The sequence below is a fragment of the Microbacterium sp. zg-B185 genome, assembly GCF_030246885.1.
In the GTDB taxonomy this organism is placed as follows: Bacteria; Actinomycetota; Actinomycetes; order Actinomycetales; family Microbacteriaceae; genus Microbacterium.
On the sequence record NZ_CP126739.1, the window covers coordinates 985,130 to 1,005,850 of the forward strand.

General features: G+C 68.9%; 23 protein-coding genes. 13 read left to right on the forward strand and 10 right to left on the reverse strand.

What is annotated here, in order from left to right; genetic code table 11:
• Positions 1-35 precede the first annotated feature (35 nt).
• From QNO12_RS04590 to QNO12_RS04600, 3 genes are all read left to right on the forward strand, one after another.
• Positions 36-404, forward strand: coding sequence for an FKBP-type peptidyl-prolyl cis-trans isomerase (locus tag QNO12_RS04590; RefSeq protein ID WP_257502740.1), 369 nt, complete (start codon positions 36-38; stop codon positions 402-404).
• Between the two features lie 183 nt (positions 405-587).
• Positions 588-1,148, forward strand: a complete 561-nt coding sequence (locus tag QNO12_RS04595) for a YceI family protein (protein ID WP_257502739.1) — start codon at positions 588-590, stop codon at positions 1,146-1,148.
• Positions 1,149-1,317: 169 nt separating this feature from the next.
• A complete protein-coding gene (locus tag QNO12_RS04600; RefSeq protein WP_257502738.1) occupies positions 1,318-2,367 on the forward strand; it encodes a DUF2776 family protein in 1,050 nt (349 codons plus the stop codon).
• 6 nt (positions 2,368-2,373) lie between these two features.
• Here QNO12_RS04600 and QNO12_RS04605 read toward each other — a convergent pair whose 3' ends face one another.
• Both QNO12_RS04605 and QNO12_RS04610 read right to left on the reverse strand, forming a co-directional pair.
• The gene (locus QNO12_RS04605) at positions 2,374-3,303 is read right to left on the reverse strand and encodes a DMT family transporter (RefSeq protein WP_257502969.1); all 930 of its coding nucleotides are present in this window, start codon (positions 3,301-3,303) and stop codon (positions 2,374-2,376) included.
• 151 nt (positions 3,304-3,454) lie between these two features.
• On the reverse strand, positions 3,455-4,762 hold the full coding sequence (locus QNO12_RS04610) for an MFS transporter (protein ID WP_257502737.1): 1,308 nt from the start codon (positions 4,760-4,762) through the stop codon (positions 3,455-3,457).
• Positions 4,763-4,914: 152 nt separating this feature from the next.
• Between QNO12_RS04610 and rpsO the strand changes: the two genes are divergently transcribed.
• A complete protein-coding gene (gene rpsO, locus QNO12_RS04615; protein ID WP_019180606.1) occupies positions 4,915-5,184 on the forward strand; it encodes a 30S ribosomal protein S15 in 270 nt (89 codons plus the stop codon).
• A gap of 162 nt (positions 5,185-5,346) precedes the next feature.
• On the opposite strand, the gene QNO12_RS04620 is transcribed toward rpsO, so the two are convergent.
• Both QNO12_RS04620 and QNO12_RS04625 read right to left on the reverse strand, forming a co-directional pair.
• Positions 5,347-6,375, reverse strand: a complete 1,029-nt coding sequence (locus QNO12_RS04620) for an isopenicillin N synthase family dioxygenase (protein WP_257502736.1) — start codon at positions 6,373-6,375, stop codon at positions 5,347-5,349.
• An 80-nt stretch (positions 6,376-6,455) separates the two neighbouring features.
• Complete coding sequence (locus QNO12_RS04625; RefSeq protein WP_257502735.1) at positions 6,456-7,667, reverse strand: acyltransferase family protein; 1,212 nt, start codon at positions 7,665-7,667, stop codon at positions 6,456-6,458.
• A 176-nt stretch (positions 7,668-7,843) separates the two neighbouring features.
• On the opposite strand from QNO12_RS04625, the gene QNO12_RS04630 reads away from it, so the two are divergent.
• The 4 genes from QNO12_RS04630 to QNO12_RS04645 all read left to right on the forward strand — a co-directional run bounded on the left by QNO12_RS04630 (position 7,844) and on the right by QNO12_RS04645 (position 12,000).
• A complete protein-coding gene (locus tag QNO12_RS04630) occupies positions 7,844-8,725 on the forward strand; it encodes an alpha/beta fold hydrolase (protein ID WP_285178286.1) in 882 nt (293 codons plus the stop codon).
• A gap of 156 nt (positions 8,726-8,881) precedes the next feature.
• Positions 8,882-10,090 (forward strand): LLM class flavin-dependent oxidoreductase, encoded by a 1,209-nt coding sequence (locus tag QNO12_RS04635; protein WP_257502968.1) that lies wholly within the window; start codon positions 8,882-8,884, stop codon positions 10,088-10,090.
• Position 10,091: 1 nt separating this feature from the next.
• The gene (locus QNO12_RS04640) at positions 10,092-10,736 is read left to right on the forward strand and encodes an FMN reductase (RefSeq protein WP_257502733.1); all 645 of its coding nucleotides are present in this window, start codon (positions 10,092-10,094) and stop codon (positions 10,734-10,736) included.
• A gap of 109 nt (positions 10,737-10,845) precedes the next feature.
• Positions 10,846-12,000 carry a N(5)-(carboxyethyl)ornithine synthase gene (locus tag QNO12_RS04645; protein WP_257502732.1) on the forward strand — a complete coding sequence of 385 codons (1,155 nt, stop codon included), beginning with the start codon at positions 10,846-10,848 and terminating at the stop codon, positions 11,998-12,000.
• A gap of 211 nt (positions 12,001-12,211) precedes the next feature.
• Here the strand turns inward: QNO12_RS04645 and QNO12_RS04650 are convergent, their stop codons facing one another.
• Genes QNO12_RS04650 through QNO12_RS04660 form a run of 3 tightly spaced genes read right to left on the reverse strand, consistent with a single transcriptional unit; the run spans position 12,212 to position 12,839 of the window.
• Positions 12,212-12,397 carry a hypothetical protein gene (locus QNO12_RS04650; protein WP_257502731.1) on the reverse strand — a complete coding sequence of 62 codons (186 nt, stop codon included), beginning with the start codon at positions 12,395-12,397 and terminating at the stop codon, positions 12,212-12,214.
• A gap of 13 nt (positions 12,398-12,410) precedes the next feature.
• Positions 12,411-12,641, reverse strand: coding sequence for a hypothetical protein (locus tag QNO12_RS04655; protein WP_257502730.1), 231 nt, complete (start codon positions 12,639-12,641; stop codon positions 12,411-12,413).
• Between the two features lie 12 nt (positions 12,642-12,653).
• Positions 12,654-12,839, reverse strand: a complete 186-nt coding sequence (locus QNO12_RS04660; protein ID WP_257502729.1) for a DUF5302 domain-containing protein — start codon at positions 12,837-12,839, stop codon at positions 12,654-12,656.
• A 367-nt stretch (positions 12,840-13,206) separates the two neighbouring features.
• Here QNO12_RS04660 and QNO12_RS04665 point away from each other — a divergent pair, with 367 nt between their 5' ends.
• The 3 genes from QNO12_RS04665 (at position 13,207) to QNO12_RS04675 (ending at position 17,524) form a co-directional block, all read left to right on the forward strand.
• Positions 13,207-15,498 (forward strand): polyribonucleotide nucleotidyltransferase, encoded by a 2,292-nt coding sequence (locus QNO12_RS04665; RefSeq protein WP_257502728.1) that lies wholly within the window; start codon positions 13,207-13,209, stop codon positions 15,496-15,498.
• A gap of 292 nt (positions 15,499-15,790) precedes the next feature.
• Positions 15,791-16,825: an aldo/keto reductase gene (locus tag QNO12_RS04670; protein WP_257502727.1), complete on the forward strand. Its 1,035-nt coding sequence runs from the start codon at positions 15,791-15,793 to the stop codon at positions 16,823-16,825.
• A 96-nt stretch (positions 16,826-16,921) separates the two neighbouring features.
• A complete protein-coding gene (locus QNO12_RS04675) occupies positions 16,922-17,524 on the forward strand; it encodes a histidine phosphatase family protein (protein ID WP_285178289.1) in 603 nt (200 codons plus the stop codon).
• On the opposite strand, the gene QNO12_RS04680 is transcribed toward QNO12_RS04675, so the two are convergent.
• Positions 17,521-18,033: a GNAT family N-acetyltransferase gene (locus QNO12_RS04680; RefSeq protein ID WP_257502726.1), complete on the reverse strand. Its 513-nt coding sequence runs from the start codon at positions 18,031-18,033 to the stop codon at positions 17,521-17,523. The genes QNO12_RS04675 and QNO12_RS04680 overlap by 4 nt on opposite strands.
• A gap of 78 nt (positions 18,034-18,111) precedes the next feature.
• Here QNO12_RS04680 and dapB point away from each other — a divergent pair, with 78 nt between their 5' ends.
• Both dapB and QNO12_RS04690 read left to right on the forward strand, forming a co-directional pair.
• The gene (gene dapB, locus QNO12_RS04685; protein ID WP_257502725.1) at positions 18,112-18,924 is read left to right on the forward strand and encodes a 4-hydroxy-tetrahydrodipicolinate reductase; all 813 of its coding nucleotides are present in this window, start codon (positions 18,112-18,114) and stop codon (positions 18,922-18,924) included.
• Positions 18,921-19,370 carry a hypothetical protein gene (locus QNO12_RS04690; RefSeq protein WP_257502724.1) on the forward strand — a complete coding sequence of 150 codons (450 nt, stop codon included), beginning with the start codon at positions 18,921-18,923 and terminating at the stop codon, positions 19,368-19,370. Before dapB ends, QNO12_RS04690 begins: the two co-directional genes overlap by 4 nt.
• Here QNO12_RS04690 and QNO12_RS04695 read toward each other — a convergent pair.
• Complete coding sequence (locus tag QNO12_RS04695) at positions 19,367-20,290, reverse strand: TIGR01777 family oxidoreductase (protein WP_257502723.1); 924 nt, start codon at positions 20,288-20,290, stop codon at positions 19,367-19,369. The genes QNO12_RS04690 and QNO12_RS04695 overlap by 4 nt on opposite strands.
• Positions 20,283-20,708, reverse strand: a complete 426-nt coding sequence (locus QNO12_RS04700; protein WP_257502722.1) for an OsmC family protein — start codon at positions 20,706-20,708, stop codon at positions 20,283-20,285. The genes QNO12_RS04695 and QNO12_RS04700 overlap by 8 nt, the downstream gene beginning before the upstream one ends.
• Between the last annotated feature and the right edge of the window lie 13 nt (positions 20,709-20,721).

Genomic DNA, 20,721 nt, shown 5'->3' on the forward strand with positions numbered 1-20,721 from the left:
TTGACCAGCGCGGGTGTGGGCGGTTGGATGGACTCATGACAGATGACCGCACCAAGCCCGAGATCGACGCGCCCCAGGGTCCGGCCCCCGAAGAACTGGTCATCCGTGACCTGATCGTCGGAGACGGCGCCGAGGCCAAGCCCGGCGACACCGTGACCGTCCACTACGCGGGTGTCGAGTACGAGACCGGCGAGGAATTCGACTCCTCGTGGAATCGCGGCGAGAGCATCCAGTTCCCCCTGCGCGGCCTCATCCAGGGGTGGCAGGACGGCATCCCCGGCATGAAGGTGGGCGGACGCCGCGAACTGGTGATCCCCCCGGAGCTGGCATACGGCCCGGCCGGGGGACACTTCCTCGGTGGCAAGACGCTGATCTTCGTGATCGATCTGATCGCCGTCGGCTGACGATCGCACCGACACGAGGGGGACGGATGCTTCGGCATCCGTCCCCCTCGGCTTTCCTCGGCAGCGGCCGGATGATCACACTCCAAAGATTTTTCCATTCACGGGAATAGATCCGTTCGCGGCCGCGGTTGTCCTGTGGGAACTCGTCGCTGACTGCGGCGACCACGGACACGAAGGAAGACAATGACCGACGCCACCACGCTCGACGTTCCCGGCTACCGCCCCGGCACCTGGGAGCTGGACCCCAGCCACAGCGAGGTCGGTTTCACCGTCCGCCACATGATGATCTCCAAGGTGCGCGGCGCCTTCGGCATCAAGCGCGCGACGCTGATCGCGCCGGAGAACCCGCTCGAGGCCAAGGTGGAGGCCCACGTCGACGCCACTTCGCTGGACACGAAGGACGAGGGTCGCGACGCTCACCTGCGTTCGGCGGACTTTTTCGACGTGGAGACCTACCCCTCCATCGACTTCGTATCCACCGGCGTGCGCGTCGAAAAGGGCGAGATGCTCGTCGACGGCGACCTCACCATCCGCGACGTCACCAAGCCGGTCACCTTCGAGTTCGACTTCGGCGGTTTCGGAGCAGACCCGTGGGGCAACTACAAGGCGGGGGCGACGGCCACGACGGTCATCAACCGTGAGGACTTCGGCCTGACCTGGAACGCCGCGCTGGAGACCGGCGGAGTCCTCGTCGGCAAGGACGTCACCATCACGCTCGACCTGCAGGGTGCCATCCAGGCGTGACCTGACGCTGGAGCAAGGGGGGATGCCGCGGCATCCCCCCTTTCGTCTCACCGCGCGGCATCGGGTCTGTGCCATCCTCGCCCCGAATCCTTGAGAACGCTCGTGGCCGCGGATACCGTGAGCGTGCCGTGCGGGTACGTGAGGGCGCGGCGGTGAGGGGGGGCGTCCGATGAATTACGGAATCAGCATCCTGTTCCGCGCCATCCCCCTCCTGATGGGGGCGGTCTGCCTGGGATTCGGGCTCTACGTCCTGAGCGGCGGTGACGACGCCGGCCATTTCGTGGCCGGGCACGTCCTGATCGCGCTGACGGCGATCTGCATCGCGCTGTTCACCACGGCGGCGATCATCATCCGTCAGATCACGGACACCTTCGCCGGCGCCTGGAAGATCATCCTTCCCATCGTGGGATACAGCGTCGCGACCGCAACCGTGGCGTGGGGCCTGTGGCTGCGCTCAGACACATCGTCCGCGTCCTTCGTCGCCGGGCACGTCGTCTTCGGCGTCGGGCTGGTCGCCGCGTGCGTGTCCACCGTGGGCGCAGCATCCAGCGCATTCACGCTGATCCCGCGAAACGCCGCGGGCAGTCACGGCGATGGCGTGCCCGCAGAAGCATACGGCCGCCCGATGGCATGGGCACTGCTCGGCGTCCCCGTGGCGGCGACACTCATCGCCGGAGTCTGGGCGGTGGTACTGCTGGTGGGCGGCGCCCGCGCCGATCACTTCGTCGCAGGCCACGTGCTTCTTGGGCTCACTGCGATCTGCTCGAGCCTGATCGCGCTCGTGGGCACGGTCGTGCGCCAGGTGCGCAACCAGTTCGATGAACCCGAGCGCTGGTCGTGGTCGGTGTGGGTCCTGATCATGGGAGCGGCCACTGCGGCGTGGGGGCTGTTTGTGCTGTTCAGCTCCGATCGCCCTGAGCGAGTGGCTCCCGGCTGCATCCTCCTGGGACTGGGGATGATCTGCTTCAGCATCATCTCGAAGGTCTGGTTGCTGGCCTCTGTGTGGCGTCGAGAGTTCCCCCTGGCTGACAGGGTCCCCATCATTCCGGTCATGACGTGTTTGGCATGCCTGTTCTTTGCCGCTTTTCTGGCCGAGGCCGCGACGACCGACCCGAACTTCTTCGTCCCCGCACGCGTCCTCACCGGGCTCGGCGCGGTGTGCTTCACGTTGTTCTCGATCGTGTCGATTCTGGAGGCGGGCACGTCCAAGAAGAAGTGACCGCTGTCATCCCGTCAGCGAGGAATGACGCGGGCGCAACCGGTTCTGTGCCAGCAGGATGCCGAGGAAGACCACGACCGCGCCGACCGGCTCGTTCCACGAGACCTGCTCCCCGAGGATCGCGATGCCGAGTGCGACGCCGACGATGGGCGTCAGGTAGGTGACGGTGGAGGCCCGGGTCGGGCCCCACGCGCGCAACGTGTTCTGGTTCCAGATGTAGGCGATGCCGGTGCCGAGGCAGCCGAGCAGGATGACGCTGCCGATGATCCAGGGATCCAGCGCGACGGGGGTGAGGGCGATGAACGGGGTCAGCGCGAGCATGATCACCGCAGCGATGCCGATGTTCAGGAATGAGAACACCAGGGCGCTCATCCCGGTGTGCGAGACGAACCTGCGCATGTACGCGAGGCTGAAGCCGTAGCAGGCGGTGGCCCCCAGGATCGCGAACTGCGCGACCAGACTCTGGTTGAGATCCAGGCCCCGCCACGGCGCGATGATGACCATCACGCCGAGGATTCCCACCAGGATGCCGGCAATCTGCACCGGCTTGAGCCGCTCGACGCGGAACAGCAGCCCGGCCATCACGGCCGTCATGATCGGCGTGGTGGCGTTGTAGATGCTGGCAAGGCCGGAGGTCACGTGCTGCTGCGCCCAGGAGAACAGCAGGAACGGCACGACGCAGAACGAGACCGCCAGCACCGTCATGTGCGCCCACACCGTGAGGCTACGCGGCAGCGTGTCGCGGCGGAGTGCCACGAAGACGCCGAGGGTCAGTCCTCCCAGGATCAGCCGGGACCAGGCGACCTGCGCGGGGGAGATCCCCTCGAGGGCGACCTTCATGAACAGGAAGCTGGATCCCCAGATGACCCCGGTCAGCACGAACTGCACCCCGATCCACCCCTGCGACAGCGGACGACCGCTCGCGGCACGGGCCAAGTCGCCGGTGGCCGGGACGGCGGCGCGGGATTCGGTGGGCACGCGGCGACTCTAGCTCCGCGGCACGGCGCTCAGGCGCCGTGCCGGATGCGACGTCCGAAATCCGCCGATGGACGGCCGTCCGGCTACGCCGCACAGCCGATCGCGCCTCCTACGGCTCCGGGTGGGCGGCGTCGTATGCGCGGAAGCGGGGGCTCAGCCGCACCAGGAGGGACACCAACCCGATGATGATCAGCCCGCCCAGCAGCGGCGGGAACCACAGTGCGGCGATCGTGGCGAGCGTCCCGGCGTACAGGGCGCCCAGCCGGGGACCACCCGCCACGACGACGATGAACACGCCCTGCAGTCGCCCGCGGATCGCGTCGGGGACCGCCGCCTGCAGCATGGTGCTGCGGAAGATCGAGCTGACGTTGTCCGCGGCGCCGGAAACGGCCAGGGTGAGAGCGGCCAGGACGATGAGGGTCACGTTCGGGACCGTCTCACCGACCCCGGAAGGGGCGAACCAGCCGAGCGCGGCGGCGCCCAGCACGAGGCCGAACGCCGCGATGGATCCGCCGTAGACGATGATGGCGCGCTCGATGCCCAGGCCCTGTCGCCGCACCCGGCCGACCGGGCCGGAGAACAGGCTGCACAGAAATGCGCCGGCCGCGACAGAGGCCGTGAGGATGCCCGTCGTGATGGGCCCACCGCCGAGCAGCACCGCGCCCACGGCGGGCAGAAGCGCGAGCGGCTGGCCGAACGTCATGGCGATGATGTCCAGGACGAACTGCATCCGGATGTTGGAAGCACGTTTCAGGAACCGCCACCCGTCTCGGAGCGATTCCAGGCCCGGGCGGACGATCACACCTTCGGGCCGGATGCTCGGCAGGGTCCACAGTCCGAGGAACAGCGAGCTCATGAGCAGGACATCCAGCGAGTACGTCCATGCGTAGCCGGCGAAGGCCACCATGACGCCGGCCAGAGCGGGTCCGGCCATCACCATGATGCCGAAGGTGATGCCGTTGAGTGCGGATGCCGCGGGCAGCAGTTCGCGCGGGATCAGGCGGGGCACGATCGCCTGCCGGGCCGCCATCACGACGGTGTTGGCGGCGGAGTTGGCGATGCTCAGCGCATACAGCCACCACACTGTCTCCATCTGCGCCCACGCGATGCCGGCGAGCAGGACGGTGGAGGCGAGGGTGATGGTCGCGGCGACCAGGGCGACGCGGCGCCGGTCGAACGCATCCGCCAGCATTCCGCCGTAGAGCCCGGCGATGATCATCGGAGCCAGGCCGGCGACCGCGATCATCGCGACGGCGAACGTGGACCCGGTCAGTTCGTACATGTGCAGCATGATCGCGACGATGGTCAGCTGGCCGCCGAGGCCTGCCAGCGTCGATCCGATCCACATCCGGGTGAAGGCGGGACTGGCCCGGAACGGGCTGAGGTCGATGAAGTGATCGCGACGCAGTCCCGGCATCCTTCGAGGCTATCCCGTGGCGAAGTCCGGATTAACCGCCGCGCCTCCCGGCTGGTAGACTCTTCAGGTTGCCGTTCGATCGGCCGCGGATAAACAGAGCTCACGCATCAGGCGTCGGGCGCCGCGCAATGAGCAGGAAGGGGATCCCATCTATGCCACTCGAATCTGACGCTAAGAAGGCGATCATCGAAGAGTACGCGACGCACCCCGGTGACACCGGATCCCCCGAGGTGCAGGTCGCGATGCTGACGCAGCGCATCAAGGACCTCACAGAGCACCTGAAGGAGCACAAGCACGACCACCACTCGCGTCGTGGTCTGTTCCTGATGGTCGGTCAGCGCCGTCGTCTGCTCGGCTATCTCCAGGACATCGACATCGCGCGTTACCGCTCGCTGATCGAACGTCTGGGGCTGCGCCGCTAATCGCGCCAGCGCACAATCGCTTTCCGAAGGGCCGTCCCAGGTGTGGGGCGGCCCTTCGCTTTGCGTGCGCCAGACGCCGAGACTGCAACCGCACCTCGAGACTGTGGGTTTTACCCGCAGTCTGGAGGCTCCGTTGCGGTCTCGCGTTTCCGGGGGACCGTGTCAGGACGAGGCGGATGCCGCGGCGCGGGCCGCGACCAGATCGGCGTGGTGGATCGCCGCGACGTCCGGGTGCGCCCTGAGCCGGGACTTGAGGGCGTTTTCGCCGTAGAGGGCGTGGATCGGGTTGGCCGGATCCTGGGTGACGCCGCGCGCCGCGGCGGCGAGGTCCGCCGGAAGCTCGATCACCGGCAGCCGGGCGTCCAGGGCCGGGTTGAAGAAGAACGGCACCGAGATCCGGTCATCCGGGTAACGCGGCGACACGACCCGGTGGTTCGTGGCAATCAAGTAGCCTCCGGTGGCGTACTCGAGGAGCTCGCCGATGTTGACGACGAACGCGCCGGGCACGGCGGGCGCGTCCACCCATTCGCCGTCACGCTGTACCTGGAGGCCACCCTTGCCAGGTTCCACCCAGAGGAGGGTCAGCACGCCGGAGTCCTTGTGCGCTCCGACGCCTTGTTGGGGTGTCGGGTCGTCCTTGCCCGGATAGCGGACGATCTTGATCAGGGTCGACGGCTCGCCGAAGTGCTGGTCGAAGTAGTTCTCCGGGGCGCCCAGGGTCACCGCCCACGCGCGCAGGAGCTTGCGGGCCACGCCGGAGAGGTGGTCGTGCCACTGCGAGACGACCTCGCGCAGCTCGGGCTGCGCCTGCGGCCACAGGTTCGGGCCGATCAGCCGGGCGTACGCCGGAGCATCCGGATCCGTCACCGCGGTGCGCTCCGGGCCGATGTCGATCTGCTCGCGCCAGTCCACGCGCCCCTGCGTGCGCTCCCCGCCGACGCGGGTGTAGCCGCGGAAATGCGGGCTGCGGACGTTCTCGATGGCGAGCTTGTCGGCCTCGGGCAGCGCGAAGAACTCCCGCGCGACCCGGTGCAGGTCCGCTTCGAGCTCGGGGGAGATCCCCGTGCCGGTGAGGTAGAAGAAGCCGACGTCGTGCGTGGCGGCGCGAAGGTCGTCGCGGAACGCCGCGGCGGCGTCCGGTCCGGCATCCAGCCGGGACAGATCCAGGATCGGCAGGGTGAGATCGCTCATGGACCCGAGGGTAGGCGGATGCCGCGGCATCCGCGTCTTTGTTGCGCAGCGTTAAGCCGGGGCGCAGGCGCGGCCGGGTCTCAGCCGTTCTGGCGTGGATCGGCGCGTCGGTGTGCCGGACGGGGCTGCTCCGGCGGTCGCCGTGAACCGGTGGGATCGGACCGGTGCCCCTCGCGGTCGAGCATCGCCGGGTCGGCGAACAGCCAGCGAGGTCGCGGCTCGACGAGAGGACGGAAGACCGTGCGCACCGGTCTGGTCGCCAGACCGAGAGCGATCAGCACGGAGGCGACGATGACCACCGGAAGCCAGATCCACGTCGGATCCAGGTCGCGCAGCACTCCGGACTCGCGGAACGGGTACAGCACGAAGGAGTGCAGCAGGTAGACGTACATCGTGTACTGGCCGAAGTGCGTCCACCAGTGCGTCTCGAGCGGCAGCACCGCGAAGAACGCCGTGGACAGCACGATCGCGACGCCGACCAGCGCCAGGCGGACGCCTCCCGCCCACCATTCCGTGCCGCCGATGGACGAGTAGTTCTCGTCGTAGAAGAGCCACTCCCGCAGGTTCATCGCCCGCCATACGTCGACGAAGAACCAGGCCAGCCAGCCGGCCGCCGCCAGGACAGCGGCCGAGGCGGCGAACACCCACCAGGGGCGGGAGCGGAGGAGGCCGAGACGGTCGATCACATCGCGCTCGCGCAGCCACCACCCGAGCGTGAAGAAGAACAGCAGGCCGAGGGTCCGCGACAGCGACAGGGTGGAGTCGATGTTCGGCAGGTAACCGGCGCCGATGGAGATCACGATCGTCCACAGCAGCGGCCAGCGCAGCAGCGCGAGGTACGGCAGGACCACGCGGAAGATGCCGAGCGCGAGAAGGAACCACAGCGTCCACGACGGCTGCGTGGGGTTCGGGTTCGCCTGCCCCTCGACGAGCCACTTGGTGACCGTCCAGAGGGACTCGAAGATCACATACGGCAGGAGGATGTCGGTCAGCACGCGCGCCATCTGACGACGGCCCGGGGCATCAGATTTCGAGAAGTACCCGGAGATGATCGCGAACGCCGGCATGTGGAACGCGTAGACCAGGAGGTAGAGGGCGAGCGCGACCTCGGAGTCGTACGTCAGCCGCTGCACGGCGTGTCCCAGGACGACCAGGGCGATGCACGCGAAGCGCGCGTTGTCCCAGAACGGGACCCGCCGGCGGACCCGGGGCGCGGCTCCGCTGCCCGCCGGCGGACCGCGCACGGCGGATGCCGCGGCCGCAGCGGGCGTCGGATTCGTTGATTCGGTCATCACTGCGATCGCCACCCTATCCTGGGTGAACGTGCCGCTGCGGGGACGAGCGGCCAGGTCGACCCGAGGAGAACCGCATGCCCGATGCCCCTCTGTCCGGCGAGGTGCCCGCGTCAGCGCGGCCCGCGCGCGCGTCCGCCCCGGCGGCTGCCGGACGCGATAGTCTCGGCGACGCGATGACCACGATCGACGAGGCACGTGCGAAGGACCGGGTGATCCCCGATCTGGACTGGCGGGTGTTTCCGGAAGGAACGGTGCGCGACATGCTCGCGGCCCCGAGCGGACCGATCGCGCGCGTCCGCCTGGGCGACCCGGATGCGCCGCGCGTCGTCCTGGTCTCCGGCGTCGCAGGATCGAAGGAGGACTTCGTCCTGCTCTTCCCGCTGTTCGCCGCCGCGGGGTACCGCGTCGAGTCCTACGATCTGGCCGGTCACTATGGATCCGTCGGTGCGGGGCCGGAGAACCTCGATCCGCCCCGCGAGCACTACGACTACCGGCTGTTCCTGGACGACCTGATCGCGGTCCTCGAGGACGGAGCGACCCCCGCGCACGTCCTCGGATACAGCTTCGCCGGCCTGGTCGCCGAGCTGGCGCTGGTCGAGCGGCCGGACCTGTTCGCGAGCCTGACCCTGATGTCCGCACCGCCGGCGACCGGGCAGGTCTTCCGCGGGGTCAAGCACATCGGTCCGATCTCGGACATGCCGCCGCACCGCGCAGCCGGGCTGATCCTGTGGGGCATCCGCTACAACCTGAACCGCACCCCGCCGCAGCGGATCGCGTTCGTCAGGGAGCGGATGGTCGCCATCCGCCGCCCGGCCATCGACGACATCGTGGGGCTCATGATGGCGATGCCCGACGTGGCCGATGCCGTGGCCGCGATCGACATCCCCAAGTTCATCGCGGTCGGCGAGCAGGACCTGTGGCCGACCGCGCAGCACGCGGCGTACGCGGCCCGGATCGGAGCCGGCATGACCGTCTATCCCACCGGCCACGCACCCTGCGAGACGGCACCTCACCAGCTGGTGCGCGACATGCTGGAGCTTTTCGGCGCCGCCTGAGTGCTCCGCCGGTCGCCTCGCGCCGCACCGGGAATAGATTTCTTCCAGCGCTGTTCTATCAATTACATTCAACTGAATAGAACAGGATGCCGCGGCATCCCGAATCGGAGAGAGATCGTGAACGACACCAGCACCGCGTCCTCCGGGGCGCAGGCCATGCAGTTCGGCATTTTCACGGTGAGCGACATCACCCAGGACCCGACCACCGGACGCACACCCAGCGAGGGTGAGAAGATCCGCAACACGATCGCCGTCGCCAAGCACGCGGAGGAAGTCGGGCTGGACGTGTTCGCATTGGGCGAGCACCACAATCCGCCGTTCTGGTCCTCGTCGCCCACGACGACGCTGGCCTACATCGCCGCGCAGACCGAGCGGATCATCCTGTCGACGGCCACGACGCTGATCACCACGAACGACCCGGTGAAGATCGCCGAAGACTTCGCGATGCTCCAGCACGTCTCGGAGGGCCGCACCGACCTCATGCTCGGCCGCGGCAACACCGGCCCCGTGTACCCCTGGTTCGGACAGGACATCCGCCAGGGCCTGCCCCTGGCCATCGAGAACTACGCCCTGCTGCACAAGCTGTGGCGCGAGGACGTCGTCGATTGGGAGGGAAAGTTCCGCACCCCGCTGCAGGGATTCACCTCCACCCCGCGACCGCTGGATGATGTGCCGCCGTTCGTCTGGCACGGTTCCATCCGCACCCCCGAGATCGCCGAGCAGGCGGCCTACTACGGCGACGGGTTCTTCGCGAACAACATCTTCTGGCCCTCCGAGCACTACCAGCGCCTGATCACGCTGTACCGGCAGAGGTTCGCCCACTACGGCCACGGCACTGCCGAGCAGGCGATCGTGGGCCTGGGCGGTCAGGCGTTCATGCGCGCGAACTCGCAGGATGCCGTGCGGGAGTTCCGCCCGTACTTCGACAACGCCCCGGTCTATGGCCACGGTCCGTCGATGGAGGACTTCACGCAGATGACTCCGCTGACGGTGGGTTCGCCCCAGCAGGTCATCGACCGCTACGCGGGCATGCGCGATCTGTTCGGCGACTACCAGCGCCAGCTGTTCCTGATGGATCACGCCGGGCTGCCGCTGAAGACCGTCCTGGAGCAGCTGGACATCCTGGGTGGGGAGGTCGTGCCGGTGCTGCGCAAGGAACTCGCCGCCCACCGCCCCGCGGATGTCCCGGACGGCCCCACGCACGCGGCACTCGTGGCCGCGAAGTACGGCGATCAGGCTCCGCGGGCGGCGCGTCCCAACCCCAACCGGGGCGACAACCTGACCGGCGGCTCACCGTACCAGGACGCCTCGCCGGTACCCGCCGGCTCGTCCTTCGGCGCCGCGGCGACCCAGAGCGGAGCCTGAGATGACCCAGCGCCGCATCGCCGTGGTCTCGGCGGGCTTGTCCAACCCCTCCTCCACGAGGCTGCTTGCCGACCGTCTGGCCGCAGCAACCGTCGCCCAACTCGGCGGGCGGGAGATCGATGCGCAGGTGGACGTGTTCGAGCTGCGCGACTACGCGCACGACATCACGAACAACCTGCTCACCGGGTTCGCTCCGCCCGCGCTGGAGACCATGGTGAACACGGTCGTCTCGGCCGACGCGGTCATCGCCGTCACCCCGATCTTCTCGACCAGCTATTCCGGTCTGTTCAAGTCGTTCATCGACATCCTCGACCCGGACGCGCTGACCGGCAAGCCGGTGCTGATCGGTGCGAACGCGGGCACCCCACGGCATTCGCTCGCGATCGACTATGCGATCCGGCCGCTGTTCACATACCTGCACGCCGAACCGGTCTCCACCGGAGTGTTCGCCGCCTCCAGCGACTGGGGCGCCTCCGGCGACCAGGTCGCGCCGCTCGGCGAGCGGATCGACCGGGGCGCCGCCGAGCTGGCCGAGGCGATCGCCCGGCGCAGCCCCGCGGGCCAGGCCGATCCGTTCGACCCGGCCAACTACCTCGGCGAGGGCCGATCGTTCGGACACCTGCTGGGCGGCCTCGCCGGCGAATGACCCGCGGCATCCGGCGGGGGAGTGACCGCTTCCCCGCCGGATGCGCGCCGGTGCCCTGGTAGCGTCGGTGCCACGGAGTCGGTTCGGCCCCCGGCGCGGGAAGAAGAGCATGAGCACTCCACAGAACCTGCTGACTCTCGGGGTCATCGGCGTATCCGGCAAGCCGGACGAGCGGCGCGTGCCGCTGCATCCCGGCCACTTCGACAAGGTCCCGGAGGAGCTGCGCCCGCACCTGCTGCTGGAGTCCGGCTACGGTCGGCGCTTCGGCGTCGAGGACGACGAACTGCGACCGCTGGTGGGCGGCATCCTGGAACGCGACGCGCTGATCGCCGCATCCGACGTGGTCCTCCTCCCCAAGCCCCAGCACGGGGATCTGCGCGAGATGCGCGACGGACAGGTGCTGTGGGGCTGGCCGCACCTTGTGCAGGACCGGGAGATGACCCAGATCTCGCTGGACAAGCGACTGACCGTCATCGCGTTCGAAGCGATGAACCACTGGGGTGCCGACGGAAGCTTCGGCTTGCACGTCTTCCACAAGAACAACGAGATCGCGGGCTACTGCTCCGTGCTGCACGCGCTGCAGCTGTGCGGCTCGACCGGGGACTACGGGCGCCGCCTGACCGCCGTGGTGATCGGCTTCGGAGCCACCGCGCGCGGCGCGGTCACCGCCCTGCGCGCCCACGGCGTGCACGACATCCGTGTGCTGACAAACCGGCAGGCCGCCTCCGTAGCCGCGCCGATCCACGCTGCGCAGATCATCCAGTTCGACCACGACGGTCCCTACCTCAGCGAGGTCATCACCGACGAGGGGCGGGTGCCGCTGGCGCCGTTCCTGGCCGAGAGCGACATCGTGGTCAACTGCACGCTGCAGGACCCGAACCGGCCGCTGCTGTATCTGAAGACGGACGACCTGGCGGCGTTCCGTCCGGGCAGTCTCATCGTGGACGTCTCGTGCGACGAGGGGATGGGGTTCGAGTGGGCTCGCACCACGAGCTTCGCCGACCCGATGTTCACCGTCGGGCGCAACGTCAATTACTACGCCGTCGATCACAGCCCGTCGTATCTGTGGAACTCCGCGAGCTGGGAGATCAGCGAGGCGCTGCTCGGCTTCCTGCCGATCGTCATGGCCGGTCCCGAGGCGTGGGCGGCGAACGACACGGTGTCGCGGGCGATCGAGGTCAGCGACGGCGAGGTGCGCAACGCCGCGATTCTGGAGTTCCAGCACCGCAGCCCCGACCGACCGTACGCGGTCGCCGCGGACTAGCGCCGCCGCCCCGCGCCGACCCGTCGCCGCCCGCCGTCGCGACCGAGATCCGCCGTGCGGGGTCGCCCGAACCTCTCCCGTTCACTTGCCCTGTGTGTACGAGAGACAGGCGTCCCCGCGTACACACAGGGCAAGTGAACACCGAAGGGGCGCGCGGTGGGGACAACCGGGTCCGTCCCGCCTCGCGCGGGGGACCCGGTGCGGCGGCGCCTCAGTCGCGCGGGTCGAGCTGACCCGCCTCGATCGCGGCCTCGCGCTTCTCGGCGTCGGCGTCGTCGACGTCATCCTCGACGGTCTCGAGAGGATCGATCGTCGGCGGCGGTGTGTCGAAGTCCGCGGCGTCATCGAGGGGGACCTCGCGCTCATCGTCCGGGTTGCGCTCCTGGAATCCGCTCATCTGAATTCTCCGATCACTCCTGGCCGTAGGGGGGCAGGTCGTCCGCCGGGACGTCGGACAAGACGATGTCCGCCTCCGCGCTTCCCTCGGCGGCGGCCTCCTGCTCCTCTTCGACGGAACCGGCGTCGGCGGCATCGACCCCGTGATCCAGGTCGGCGGGATCGATGTCCACGTCCGCGCCGGCCAGATCCGGCAGGTTCGCCGCCTCACGGTCGATCTCGTGGAAAGTGGGGTCGAACACCATCGCCTGCTCCTCTCAGCCGCTCTTGCGGCGGAACTCGCGTTTGGTCTGGGCGGCGCCATGCGTACCGTGCACGGGGGACTCGCCGTCCAGGTGGGCCTCGCCGCCACGGTGCTTGGCGTTCTTCTTCTCGAGCGCCTCCTTGAACTTGCGCTTCATCTCTGCGGATGCGTCATCGGCAGGTTTGTCTTCGGTGCTCATGCCCACAGCCTAGGCACCGGTTCGGCGCCCCCGCCACCCTTCGCCGCCCGGCGCGGTGCGCTGTCCGCTCGGCGTCCGGCCGCACTGGTAGTCTGGGTGGGGTTGCCTACGGGCATCCGCTCAATTCAATACGAGCTACACGGAGCAGGCCGGCAGCAAGCTGGTCCCCTGTGGTGGGTTCCCGATTCCGATGCGCGCTCCGCCGCGCTCCATCACCCCAGGGTGAGACTCGGTGGTCTTCTACTGGTGACCAGCGCAGGTACAGCGCGACGGACTGTCGCGCGCCGATAATCTGCCTGTTCCTGCTCCTTCGACATGCTCGCGCGCCATACGGGCGAGCGAGCTTAAACAAAGAAGGAGAGACCTCTTGGAAGGTCCTGAAATCACTGCCGCAGAAGCCGTTCTCGATAACGGCCGTTTCGGCACCCGCACCATCCGTTTCGAAACCGGCCGCCTCGCCCAGCAGGCGCAGGGTGCCGTCGCCGCCTACCTCGATGAGGAGACGATGCTCCTGTCGGCCACCAGCGCCGGCAAGCATCCTCGTGAAGGCTTCGACTTCTTCCCGCTGACCGTCGACGTCGAAGAGCGCTCGTACGCCGCGGGCAAGATCCCCGGTTCGTTCTTCCGCCGCGAAGGCCGCCCCTCCACTGAGGCGATCCTGGTCTGCCGCCTCATCGACCGCCCGCTGCGCCCCTCGTTCGTCGAGGGTCTGCGCAACGAGGTGCAGATCGTCGTGACCGTCCTGTCGATCGCCCCCGGCGAGTTCTACGACGCGCTCGCGATCAACGCTGCGTCGCTCTCGACTCAGATCTCCGGTCTTCCGTTCTCCGGTCCGATCGCCGGCGTGCGCCTGGCGCTGATCCCGGGCCACGGCGAGCACGCCGACCAGTGGATCGCGTTCCCCACCGTGACTCAGCTGGAGGAGGCCGTCTTCGACCTGATCGTCGCCGGTCGCGTCATCACCGACGCCGACGGCAACGACGATGTCGCGATCATGATGGTCGAAGCCGAAGCGACCGAAGGCAGCTGGAACCTGATCAAGGCCGGCGCCGTCAAGCCGAACGAGCAGGTCGTGGCCGAAGGCCTCGAAGCCTCGAAGCCCTTCATCAAGCAGCTCGTGGCCGCGCAGAACGTCGTGGCCAACACCGCGGCGAAGCCGATCAAGCAGTTCCCGGTCTTCCTGCCGTACAGCCAGGAGACGTACGACTTCGTGGCCGGCCGCGCCTACGACAAGCTCGTGCCGATCTACCAGATCGCCGACAAGATCGAGCGCCAGAACGCCGACGATGCGCTGAAGGATGCCGTGAAGGCGGAGCTGCTGGCAGCCGTGGAGTCGGGCCAACTGCCTCCCGTCGCCACGCTGGAGTTCTCGGCGGCGTACAAGTCGGTCACCAAGGTGATCGTGCGCGGACGCATCCTCGCCGAGGGCGTCCGCATGGACGGCCGCGGGCTGGCGGACATCCGTCCGCTCGACGCCGAAGTGCAGGTCATCCCGCGCGTTCACGGCTCGGCCATCTTCCAGCGCGGTGAGACCCAGATCCTGGGTGTCACGACGCTGAACATGCTGAAGATGGAGCAGCAGATCGACTCGCTGTCCCCGGTGACGCACAAGCGGTACATGCACCACTACAACTTCCCGCCGTACTCGACCGGTGAGACCGGTCGAGTGGGCAGTCCCAAGCGTCGCGAGATCGGGCACGGCTTCCTTGCCGAGCGCGCACTCGTGCCGGTGCTGCCCAGCCGCGAGGAGTTCCCCTACGCGATCCGTCAGGTGTCCGAGGCTCTCGGCTCCAACGGCTCGACGTCGATGGGCTCGGTCTGCGCCTCCACCCTGTCGCTGCTGAACGCCGGCGTGCCCCTCCGGGCCGCGGTCGCGGGCATCGCGATGGGACTGGTCACCGACCAGCACGAGGGCCAGACGCGCTACGCGGCGCTGACCGACATCCTGGGAGCCGAGGACGCCCTCGGTGACATGGACTTCAAGGTCGCCGGCACGTCCGAGTTCGTCACCGCGATCCAGCTGGACACGAAGCTCGACGGCATCCCGTCGTCGGTGCTGACCGCCGCGCTGCAGCAGGCCCACGAGGCTCGGCTGACGATCCTCGGCGTTCTGAACGCCGCGATCGACGGTCCGGACGAGATGGCACCGACCGCGCCCCGCGTGATCAGCGTCCAGATTCCGGTCGACAAGATCGGCGAGCTCATCGGCCCCAAGGGCAAGACGATCAACGCGATCCAGGACGAGACGGGAGCCCAGATCTCGATCGAGGAGGACGGCACCGTCTACATCGGCGCCACCGACGGCCCTGCCGCCGAAGCAGCCCGCGCCCAGGTCAACGCGATCGCGAACCCCACCAACCCGGAGATCGGCGAGCAGTTCCTCGGCACCGTCGTGAAGCTCGCGACCTTCGGTGCGTTCATCTCGCTGCTGCCCGGCAAGGACGGACTGCTGCACGTCAGCGAGGTCCGCAAGCTCGCCGGTGGCAAGCGCGTGGAGAACGTCGAGGACGTCCTGAGCGTCGGCCAGAAGCTGCTGGTCAAGATCACCAAGATCGACGACCGCGGCAAGCTGTCGCTGGAGCCGGTCGTCGAAGAGTCCGCCGGCCAGGAGGGTCGCCCCGCGGCCACCCCCGGTGCGGAGGTCCCGGCGGAGGCCTGAGCCCGAGCCGCACCACACTCGAGCGGCCGCTGATCGCGGCTCTTCGGTCACGGATGCCCGTTCCCCCCAAATCGGGGGAGCGGGCATCCGCTTTAGACCATCTGTCCCCCGAACGGCGGACAGGACGCGGATCATACCCGCTTCGTGACCCAAGTGTTATCGAATGTTTATCGACAGGCCACCGGAATGAGCGGCTCGCGTTCCTGGGCGGCCTAACCTCGAAGAAAGCGCCGGGGGGCGCGGACTTCGAAGACACAGAGGCTCGGCCGGAGCCGACGTGAGGGGGTGGGAGATGGCTCGATCAGATGTCGGCTCTGCCATCTCGTCCACGAGACGCGGTGCGCCGACCGCGCTCGCTGACGTGCACCCCTCGTCACCGATCCCGGTACAGGGTCCGGCCGTGGGCGAGAGCGTCCGGGTGCCCCTCGGAGAGACCGGGTTCGCGATCTTTCCGCTGATCCTCGGTGGTGCCGAGTTCGGCTGGAACGTCGACCTGGAATCCAGCCACGAGATCATGGACGCGTACGTGGAGCGCGGCGGCAACGCGCTGCACACGGCCGACAGCTTCGCCGGCGGCCGCAGTGAGCACATCATCGGCCAGTGGCTGCACTCCCGCGGACTGCGCGATGAGATCACCCTCGCCGTCCGCGTCGGCGGGCACCCCGACAACCCGGGCCTGGGCCCGGTCAACCTGGTCCGCGCGGTCGAGGCCTCGCTCACTCGCCTCCGCACCGACCGTGTGGACGTGCTCTACCTGGATGCCACCGATGGTCACGCGGACCTCGAAGACGCCCTGGCCACCGCGGAGTGGCTGGTGGAGTCCGGCAAGGCGCGAGCGATCGGCGCCGTCGGCCTGACCGCCACCCAACTCGTCGAGGCGCGCATCTTCGCCTCTGCCGGCTATCCGCGCATCACCGTGCTCGACGTGCCGTTCAACGTGCTGCGCCGGCACGAGTTCGATGCCGATCTGCGCCTGGTCGCAGGAGCTCAGGGGATGGCCGTCACGCCGTCGCACCCGCTCGAGCACGGGTTCCTCGCCGGCCGGCACCGCACGAAGCTCCGCGGCGGACTGTCCGTCCGTGGCGCTCAGATCGCCGCCAGCATGAATCGGCGCGGAAGCCGCACGCTGCGCGCCCTGGATGCGGTCGGAACGGAGCTGGGCGTGCCCGATGCCGCCGTGGCGGTCGCGTGGCTGCTCGCGCAGAAGCTGATCGCCGCGCCCATCGTCAACGCGTACGCCGCACACCACGTCGAAGAGCTGGTGCAGGGCGTCGGCGTCCAGCTCAGCCGCGTCCAGCTCGCCGATATCGCACGCGCGTCCGAATAGCGCCGATAGGTTCGATCGCGGGCTGCCGCTACAGCCCGTGACATAGGCTGGGAGGGTACGCGTAAAGCACCCCGACCCCCGACGAAGCGAGCTGGCGTGACGCACTACATCTACCTCGTGCGGCACGGCGAGCATCAGGATGCCGAGCACGGACTCGTCGATGGGCCGCTCTCACCGCGTGGTCGGCGGCAGGCTTCGCTGCTGGCCGATCGCCTGTCGGGCATCCCCTTCGACGCGGTGTGGCACTCGCCCCTGGAGCGGGCGAGCCAGACCGCTCGCGCCGTCGCCGAGCGGATGCCTTCTCTCTCGCCCGAGCCGTCGTCTCTGCTGTTCGACTGCGTCCCGACCGGCATGACCGATCAGACCCCGGCCGTGTTCGAGCCGTTCTTCGGCAGCGTGACCGAGGCCGAGGTCGACGCCGGCCGGGCGCAGATGGCGGACGCCGCCAGCGAGTACCTCGTCCGCAAGAGCGGCGAGGTGCACGAACTGCTCATCACGCACAACTTCGTCATCGGGTGGTTCGTGCGCGAAGTGCTGGGGGCCCCGGACTGGCGCTGGATGACGCTGAACCAAGCGCACTGCGGGCTCACCGTGATCTCGCAGAAGCAGGGCCGCCCCTGGACGCTGGTCTCCCACAACGACCTGGGGCATCTCCCGATGGAGCTGCGCACCGGCCTGCCCGAGGATCCCCTGGTCTAGCTCGGGGCGTCGATCACCGCGGCGCTGCCGCCGTCAGTTCCGGACTGCAGCGCCTTGCCGTACCAGCGCGTCGCATTCGGGTTGTCGTTGTACGGGTCGATCGGGACGAAGCCGGTGGCCTCGTACAAGCGGCCGGCGGCCTCCAGCGTGTGGTGGGTGTCCAGGACGAGCTCGGCGGCGCCGAACTCCGCAGCCCGCCGCCGGAGGTCCTCCATCAGCAGACGGCCCCACCCGCGACCCCGGGTCTCGGGTCGCAGGTAGAGATGCTTCACCTCGTACCGCGGCCCGTGCGGGCCGTCCTCGATGCGGCGGATGCCGCCGCATCCGACCCCGTCCTCGCCGTCCGTCACGACGAGGAACACGCCCTGGGGCGGCTCGAAGGCCGCCGGATCCGGGAAGACCGTCGCGTAGGTGTGCCCCGGAAACGTGGCGGTGCGCATGCGGAAGTAGTCGGCGAGAAGCTCGTGCGCAGCAGGGTCGTCGACCGGAAGCGGAGTGATCGTCGGCATGGTCTCGAGCGTACCGGCGGCGCCCGGCGAGGCCGCACGGCACGACCGGCACGACGTGCCGCCGATACGATGGGATCCATGACGACACGCGTGGCCCTGGTCGGCGGCACCGGCAAGCTGGGCGGGATCATCCGGGGTGTCATCGACACGGAGCATGACTTCGAGGTCATCGCCACGCTCACCTCGAAGTCGCAGCTGTCCGAGCTCGACGGCGCCGATCTGGTCGTTGACGCCTCGAGCCCGGCCGTGTCCATCGACGTCGTCCGCGCCTCGATCGAGCGAGGCATGAACGTGCTGGTGGGCACATCGGGATGGTCCGCGGAACGCATCGCACTGATCCGCCCGATCGTGGCCGCCGCCGGCACCGGCGCCGTCTTCATCCCGAACTTCTCGCTCGGCTCAGTCCTCGGTACGGCTCTGGCCGCGGCGGCGGCGCCCTTCTTCCCGTCCGTCGAAATCGTCGAGGCGCACCGCGAGACCAAGATCGACTCACCCAGCGGGACGGCGGTGCGCACGGCGGAGCTCATCGGCGCAGCGCGGGCAGAGGTGGGTCCGGTCGAATCGCCGCACGTCGACCAGCGCGCCCGAGGGCAGCAGGTCGCCAGCATTCCGATCCACTCCCTGCGCCGCCCCGGGGTCGTGGCGCGGCAGGACGTGATCCTGTCGGGTCCGGGGGAGTCGCTCACGCTCACCCACGACACCGTCGAGCCCGCTCTGGCCTACGCCCCCGGGATCCGGCTGGCGCTGGGAGCGGCTCGCGACGCCCGAGGCGTCTTCATCGGACTGGACAGCTTCCTGGACATCGGCATCCGCATGCCCCAACCGGCGCCGGAGCGACCCGTCGCCGAGACCGACGTACCGGGCCAGGTCGCCCGCGTCACCGGAGCATGAGCGCCCGCATCGGTGTCGCGGTGATGGCGGCGCTCCTCGTGCTGTACATCGTCCTGGTCGCGCAGCGGGCGTGGCTGCTTCTGATCAGCGGAGAGCCGATCGGCATCGCGATGGGCGCGGCGCTGGTCGTGCTGCCCGTCATCGCGGCCTGGGCCCTGGGACGCGAGCTGTGGTTCGGCATCCGCGCCGAGCAGCTCGCGCGCCGGCTCGAGACCGAGGGCGGCTTGCCCGATGACGAGGTGTCGGTACGGCCGAGCGGCAGAGTCATGCGCGAAGACGGGGATCTCGTCTTTCCCGCCTATCGGGCCCAGGTCGAGGCGGATCCGGACGACTGGCGCGCCTGGTACCGGCTCGGTCTGGCGTACGACGCCGCCGGCGACCGCAGACGAGCCCGTGCCGCGGTGCGGCGGGCGATCCAGCTGGAGACGGGGTCGCGTCGTCGCTAGTCCGGCGGTGCGGGCACCGCGGCATCCACAGCCTCTTCGACCGTCTCGGAGGTGAAGCGGAATCCGGATTCGCCCAACACGACCGGGAGCACGGCGGCATCGCCGGTCAGCAGCCCCTCGGTCGCGTCGGCGCCGAGCACGAGCCTGAGCGCCCAGGCCGGTGCGGGCACGACGAACGGCCGGTTCATCCGCATCGCCAGCGCGAAGCCGAGGTCGTTCGCGTTCGCGGGGTTCGGACCGACGAGATTCACCGGACCCTCGATGTCGGCGTCCAGGAGATGACGGATGCCGCGCACCTCGTCCGCGAGCGAGATCCAGGGCCATTTCTGCTGTCCGCCGGCGATCGGGCCGGCCACACCCAGACGGGTGAGCAGCACGAGCGGTTTCAGTACGCCCTCCGGATGCACCACGGGCGCCGTGCGCATCAGCGCCACGCGCGCACGCGACCCGGCACCCAGCGCCGCTGCCTCCCACTCCCCGCACAGGTCGGCGAGGAACGTCTCCCCGCGCGGGGATCTCTCGGTCAGCACCCGGCCGGGTGCTGACCCGTAGTAGCCCACGGCGGAGGCCGACAGGAACGCGGGGGCGTCGGTGCCCAGTTCACGCACAGCGCGTGCGAGGGCGCGCGCCGGCGTGATCCGCGACCACAGCAGCGTGTTCTTGTAGCCGGAGGTCCACGGGAATCGGCCGATCGATGCCCCGTTCAGCCCGACCACCGCGTCTGCGCCATCCAGGACAGCCGGATCGAGCGGCGACGCGTCGGTCAGCCATTCGATCTCGTCGGCCATCTCCGCGGGACGGCGCACGAGGGTGGTGACCCGGATCCCGTCCGCGCGGAGGCTGGCGACCAGGGCGGACCCGATCAGTCCGGATGCGCCGGCCACGACGATCCGGCGCGTCCGGGCAGCCGGTTCAGGCAAGCGTCGCCTCGAGAGTGATCTCGATGCCCGCGAGGGCCTGCGAGACGGGGCAGTTGACCTTGGCATCGGCCGCGATGCGGTCGAAATCCTCCTGGCCCAGTCCGGGCACGACGGCGTTGACGTTCAGGTGGCTTCCGGTGATCCCGGTGCCGGGCTTGAAGGTCACGGACGCCGTCGTCTCGATCGACTCCGGCGGGGTGCCGTTCTGCGCCAGCCCGTTCGAGAACGCCATGCTGAAGCACGAGGCGTGGGCGGCGGCGATCAGCTCTTCGGGCGTGGTGAACGATGTGGAGCCTTCGCTGCGCGCCTTCCAGTTGATATCGAACGTGCCGATGCCGGAGGACTGGAACGCGACCGTGCCGGATCCATCGGTCAAACCGCCCTTCCAGACGGTTTTGGCTTCGCTCGTGACGGTCATCGGAACCTCCTGA

Excerpts from the sequence above, each read along its gene's own strand:
- rpsO (WP_019180606.1), top strand. The coding sequence starts at position 4,915 with ATGCCACTCGAATCTGACGCTAAGAAGGCGATCATCGAAGAGTACGCG.
- QNO12_RS04645 (WP_257502732.1), top strand. The coding sequence starts at position 10,846 with ATGAGCACTCCACAGAACCTGCTGACTCTCGGGGTCATCGGCGTATCC.
- QNO12_RS04610 (WP_257502737.1), bottom strand. The coding sequence starts at position 4,762 with ATGCCGGGACTGCGTCGCGATCACTTCATCGACCTCAGCCCGTTCCGG.
- QNO12_RS04660 (WP_257502729.1), bottom strand. The coding sequence starts at position 12,839 with ATGAGCACCGAAGACAAACCTGCCGATGACGCATCCGCAGAGATGAAG.
- QNO12_RS04655 (WP_257502730.1), bottom strand. The coding sequence starts at position 12,641 with ATGGTGTTCGACCCCACTTTCCACGAGATCGACCGTGAGGCGGCGAAC.
- QNO12_RS04670 (WP_257502727.1), top strand. The coding sequence starts at position 15,791 with ATGGCTCGATCAGATGTCGGCTCTGCCATCTCGTCCACGAGACGCGGT.
- QNO12_RS04600 (WP_257502738.1), top strand. The coding sequence starts at position 1,318 with ATGAATTACGGAATCAGCATCCTGTTCCGCGCCATCCCCCTCCTGATG.
- QNO12_RS04630 (WP_285178286.1), top strand. The coding sequence starts at position 7,844 with ATGACCACGATCGACGAGGCACGTGCGAAGGACCGGGTGATCCCCGAT.
- QNO12_RS04620 (WP_257502736.1), bottom strand. The coding sequence starts at position 6,375 with ATGAGCGATCTCACCCTGCCGATCCTGGATCTGTCCCGGCTGGATGCC.
- QNO12_RS04690 (WP_257502724.1), top strand. The coding sequence starts at position 18,921 with ATGAGCGCCCGCATCGGTGTCGCGGTGATGGCGGCGCTCCTCGTGCTG.
- QNO12_RS04680 (WP_257502726.1), bottom strand. The coding sequence starts at position 18,033 with ATGCCGACGATCACTCCGCTTCCGGTCGACGACCCTGCTGCGCACGAG.
- dapB (WP_257502725.1), top strand. The coding sequence starts at position 18,112 with ATGACGACACGCGTGGCCCTGGTCGGCGGCACCGGCAAGCTGGGCGGG.
- QNO12_RS04635 (WP_257502968.1), top strand. The coding sequence starts at position 8,882 with ATGCAGTTCGGCATTTTCACGGTGAGCGACATCACCCAGGACCCGACC.
- QNO12_RS04595 (WP_257502739.1), top strand. The coding sequence starts at position 588 with ATGACCGACGCCACCACGCTCGACGTTCCCGGCTACCGCCCCGGCACC.
- QNO12_RS04640 (WP_257502733.1), top strand. The coding sequence starts at position 10,092 with ATGACCCAGCGCCGCATCGCCGTGGTCTCGGCGGGCTTGTCCAACCCC.
- QNO12_RS04700 (WP_257502722.1), bottom strand. The coding sequence starts at position 20,708 with ATGACCGTCACGAGCGAAGCCAAAACCGTCTGGAAGGGCGGTTTGACC.
- QNO12_RS04590 (WP_257502740.1), top strand. The coding sequence starts at position 36 with ATGACAGATGACCGCACCAAGCCCGAGATCGACGCGCCCCAGGGTCCG.
- QNO12_RS04625 (WP_257502735.1), bottom strand. The coding sequence starts at position 7,667 with ATGACCGAATCAACGAATCCGACGCCCGCTGCGGCCGCGGCATCCGCC.
- QNO12_RS04650 (WP_257502731.1), bottom strand. The coding sequence starts at position 12,397 with ATGAGCGGATTCCAGGAGCGCAACCCGGACGATGAGCGCGAGGTCCCC.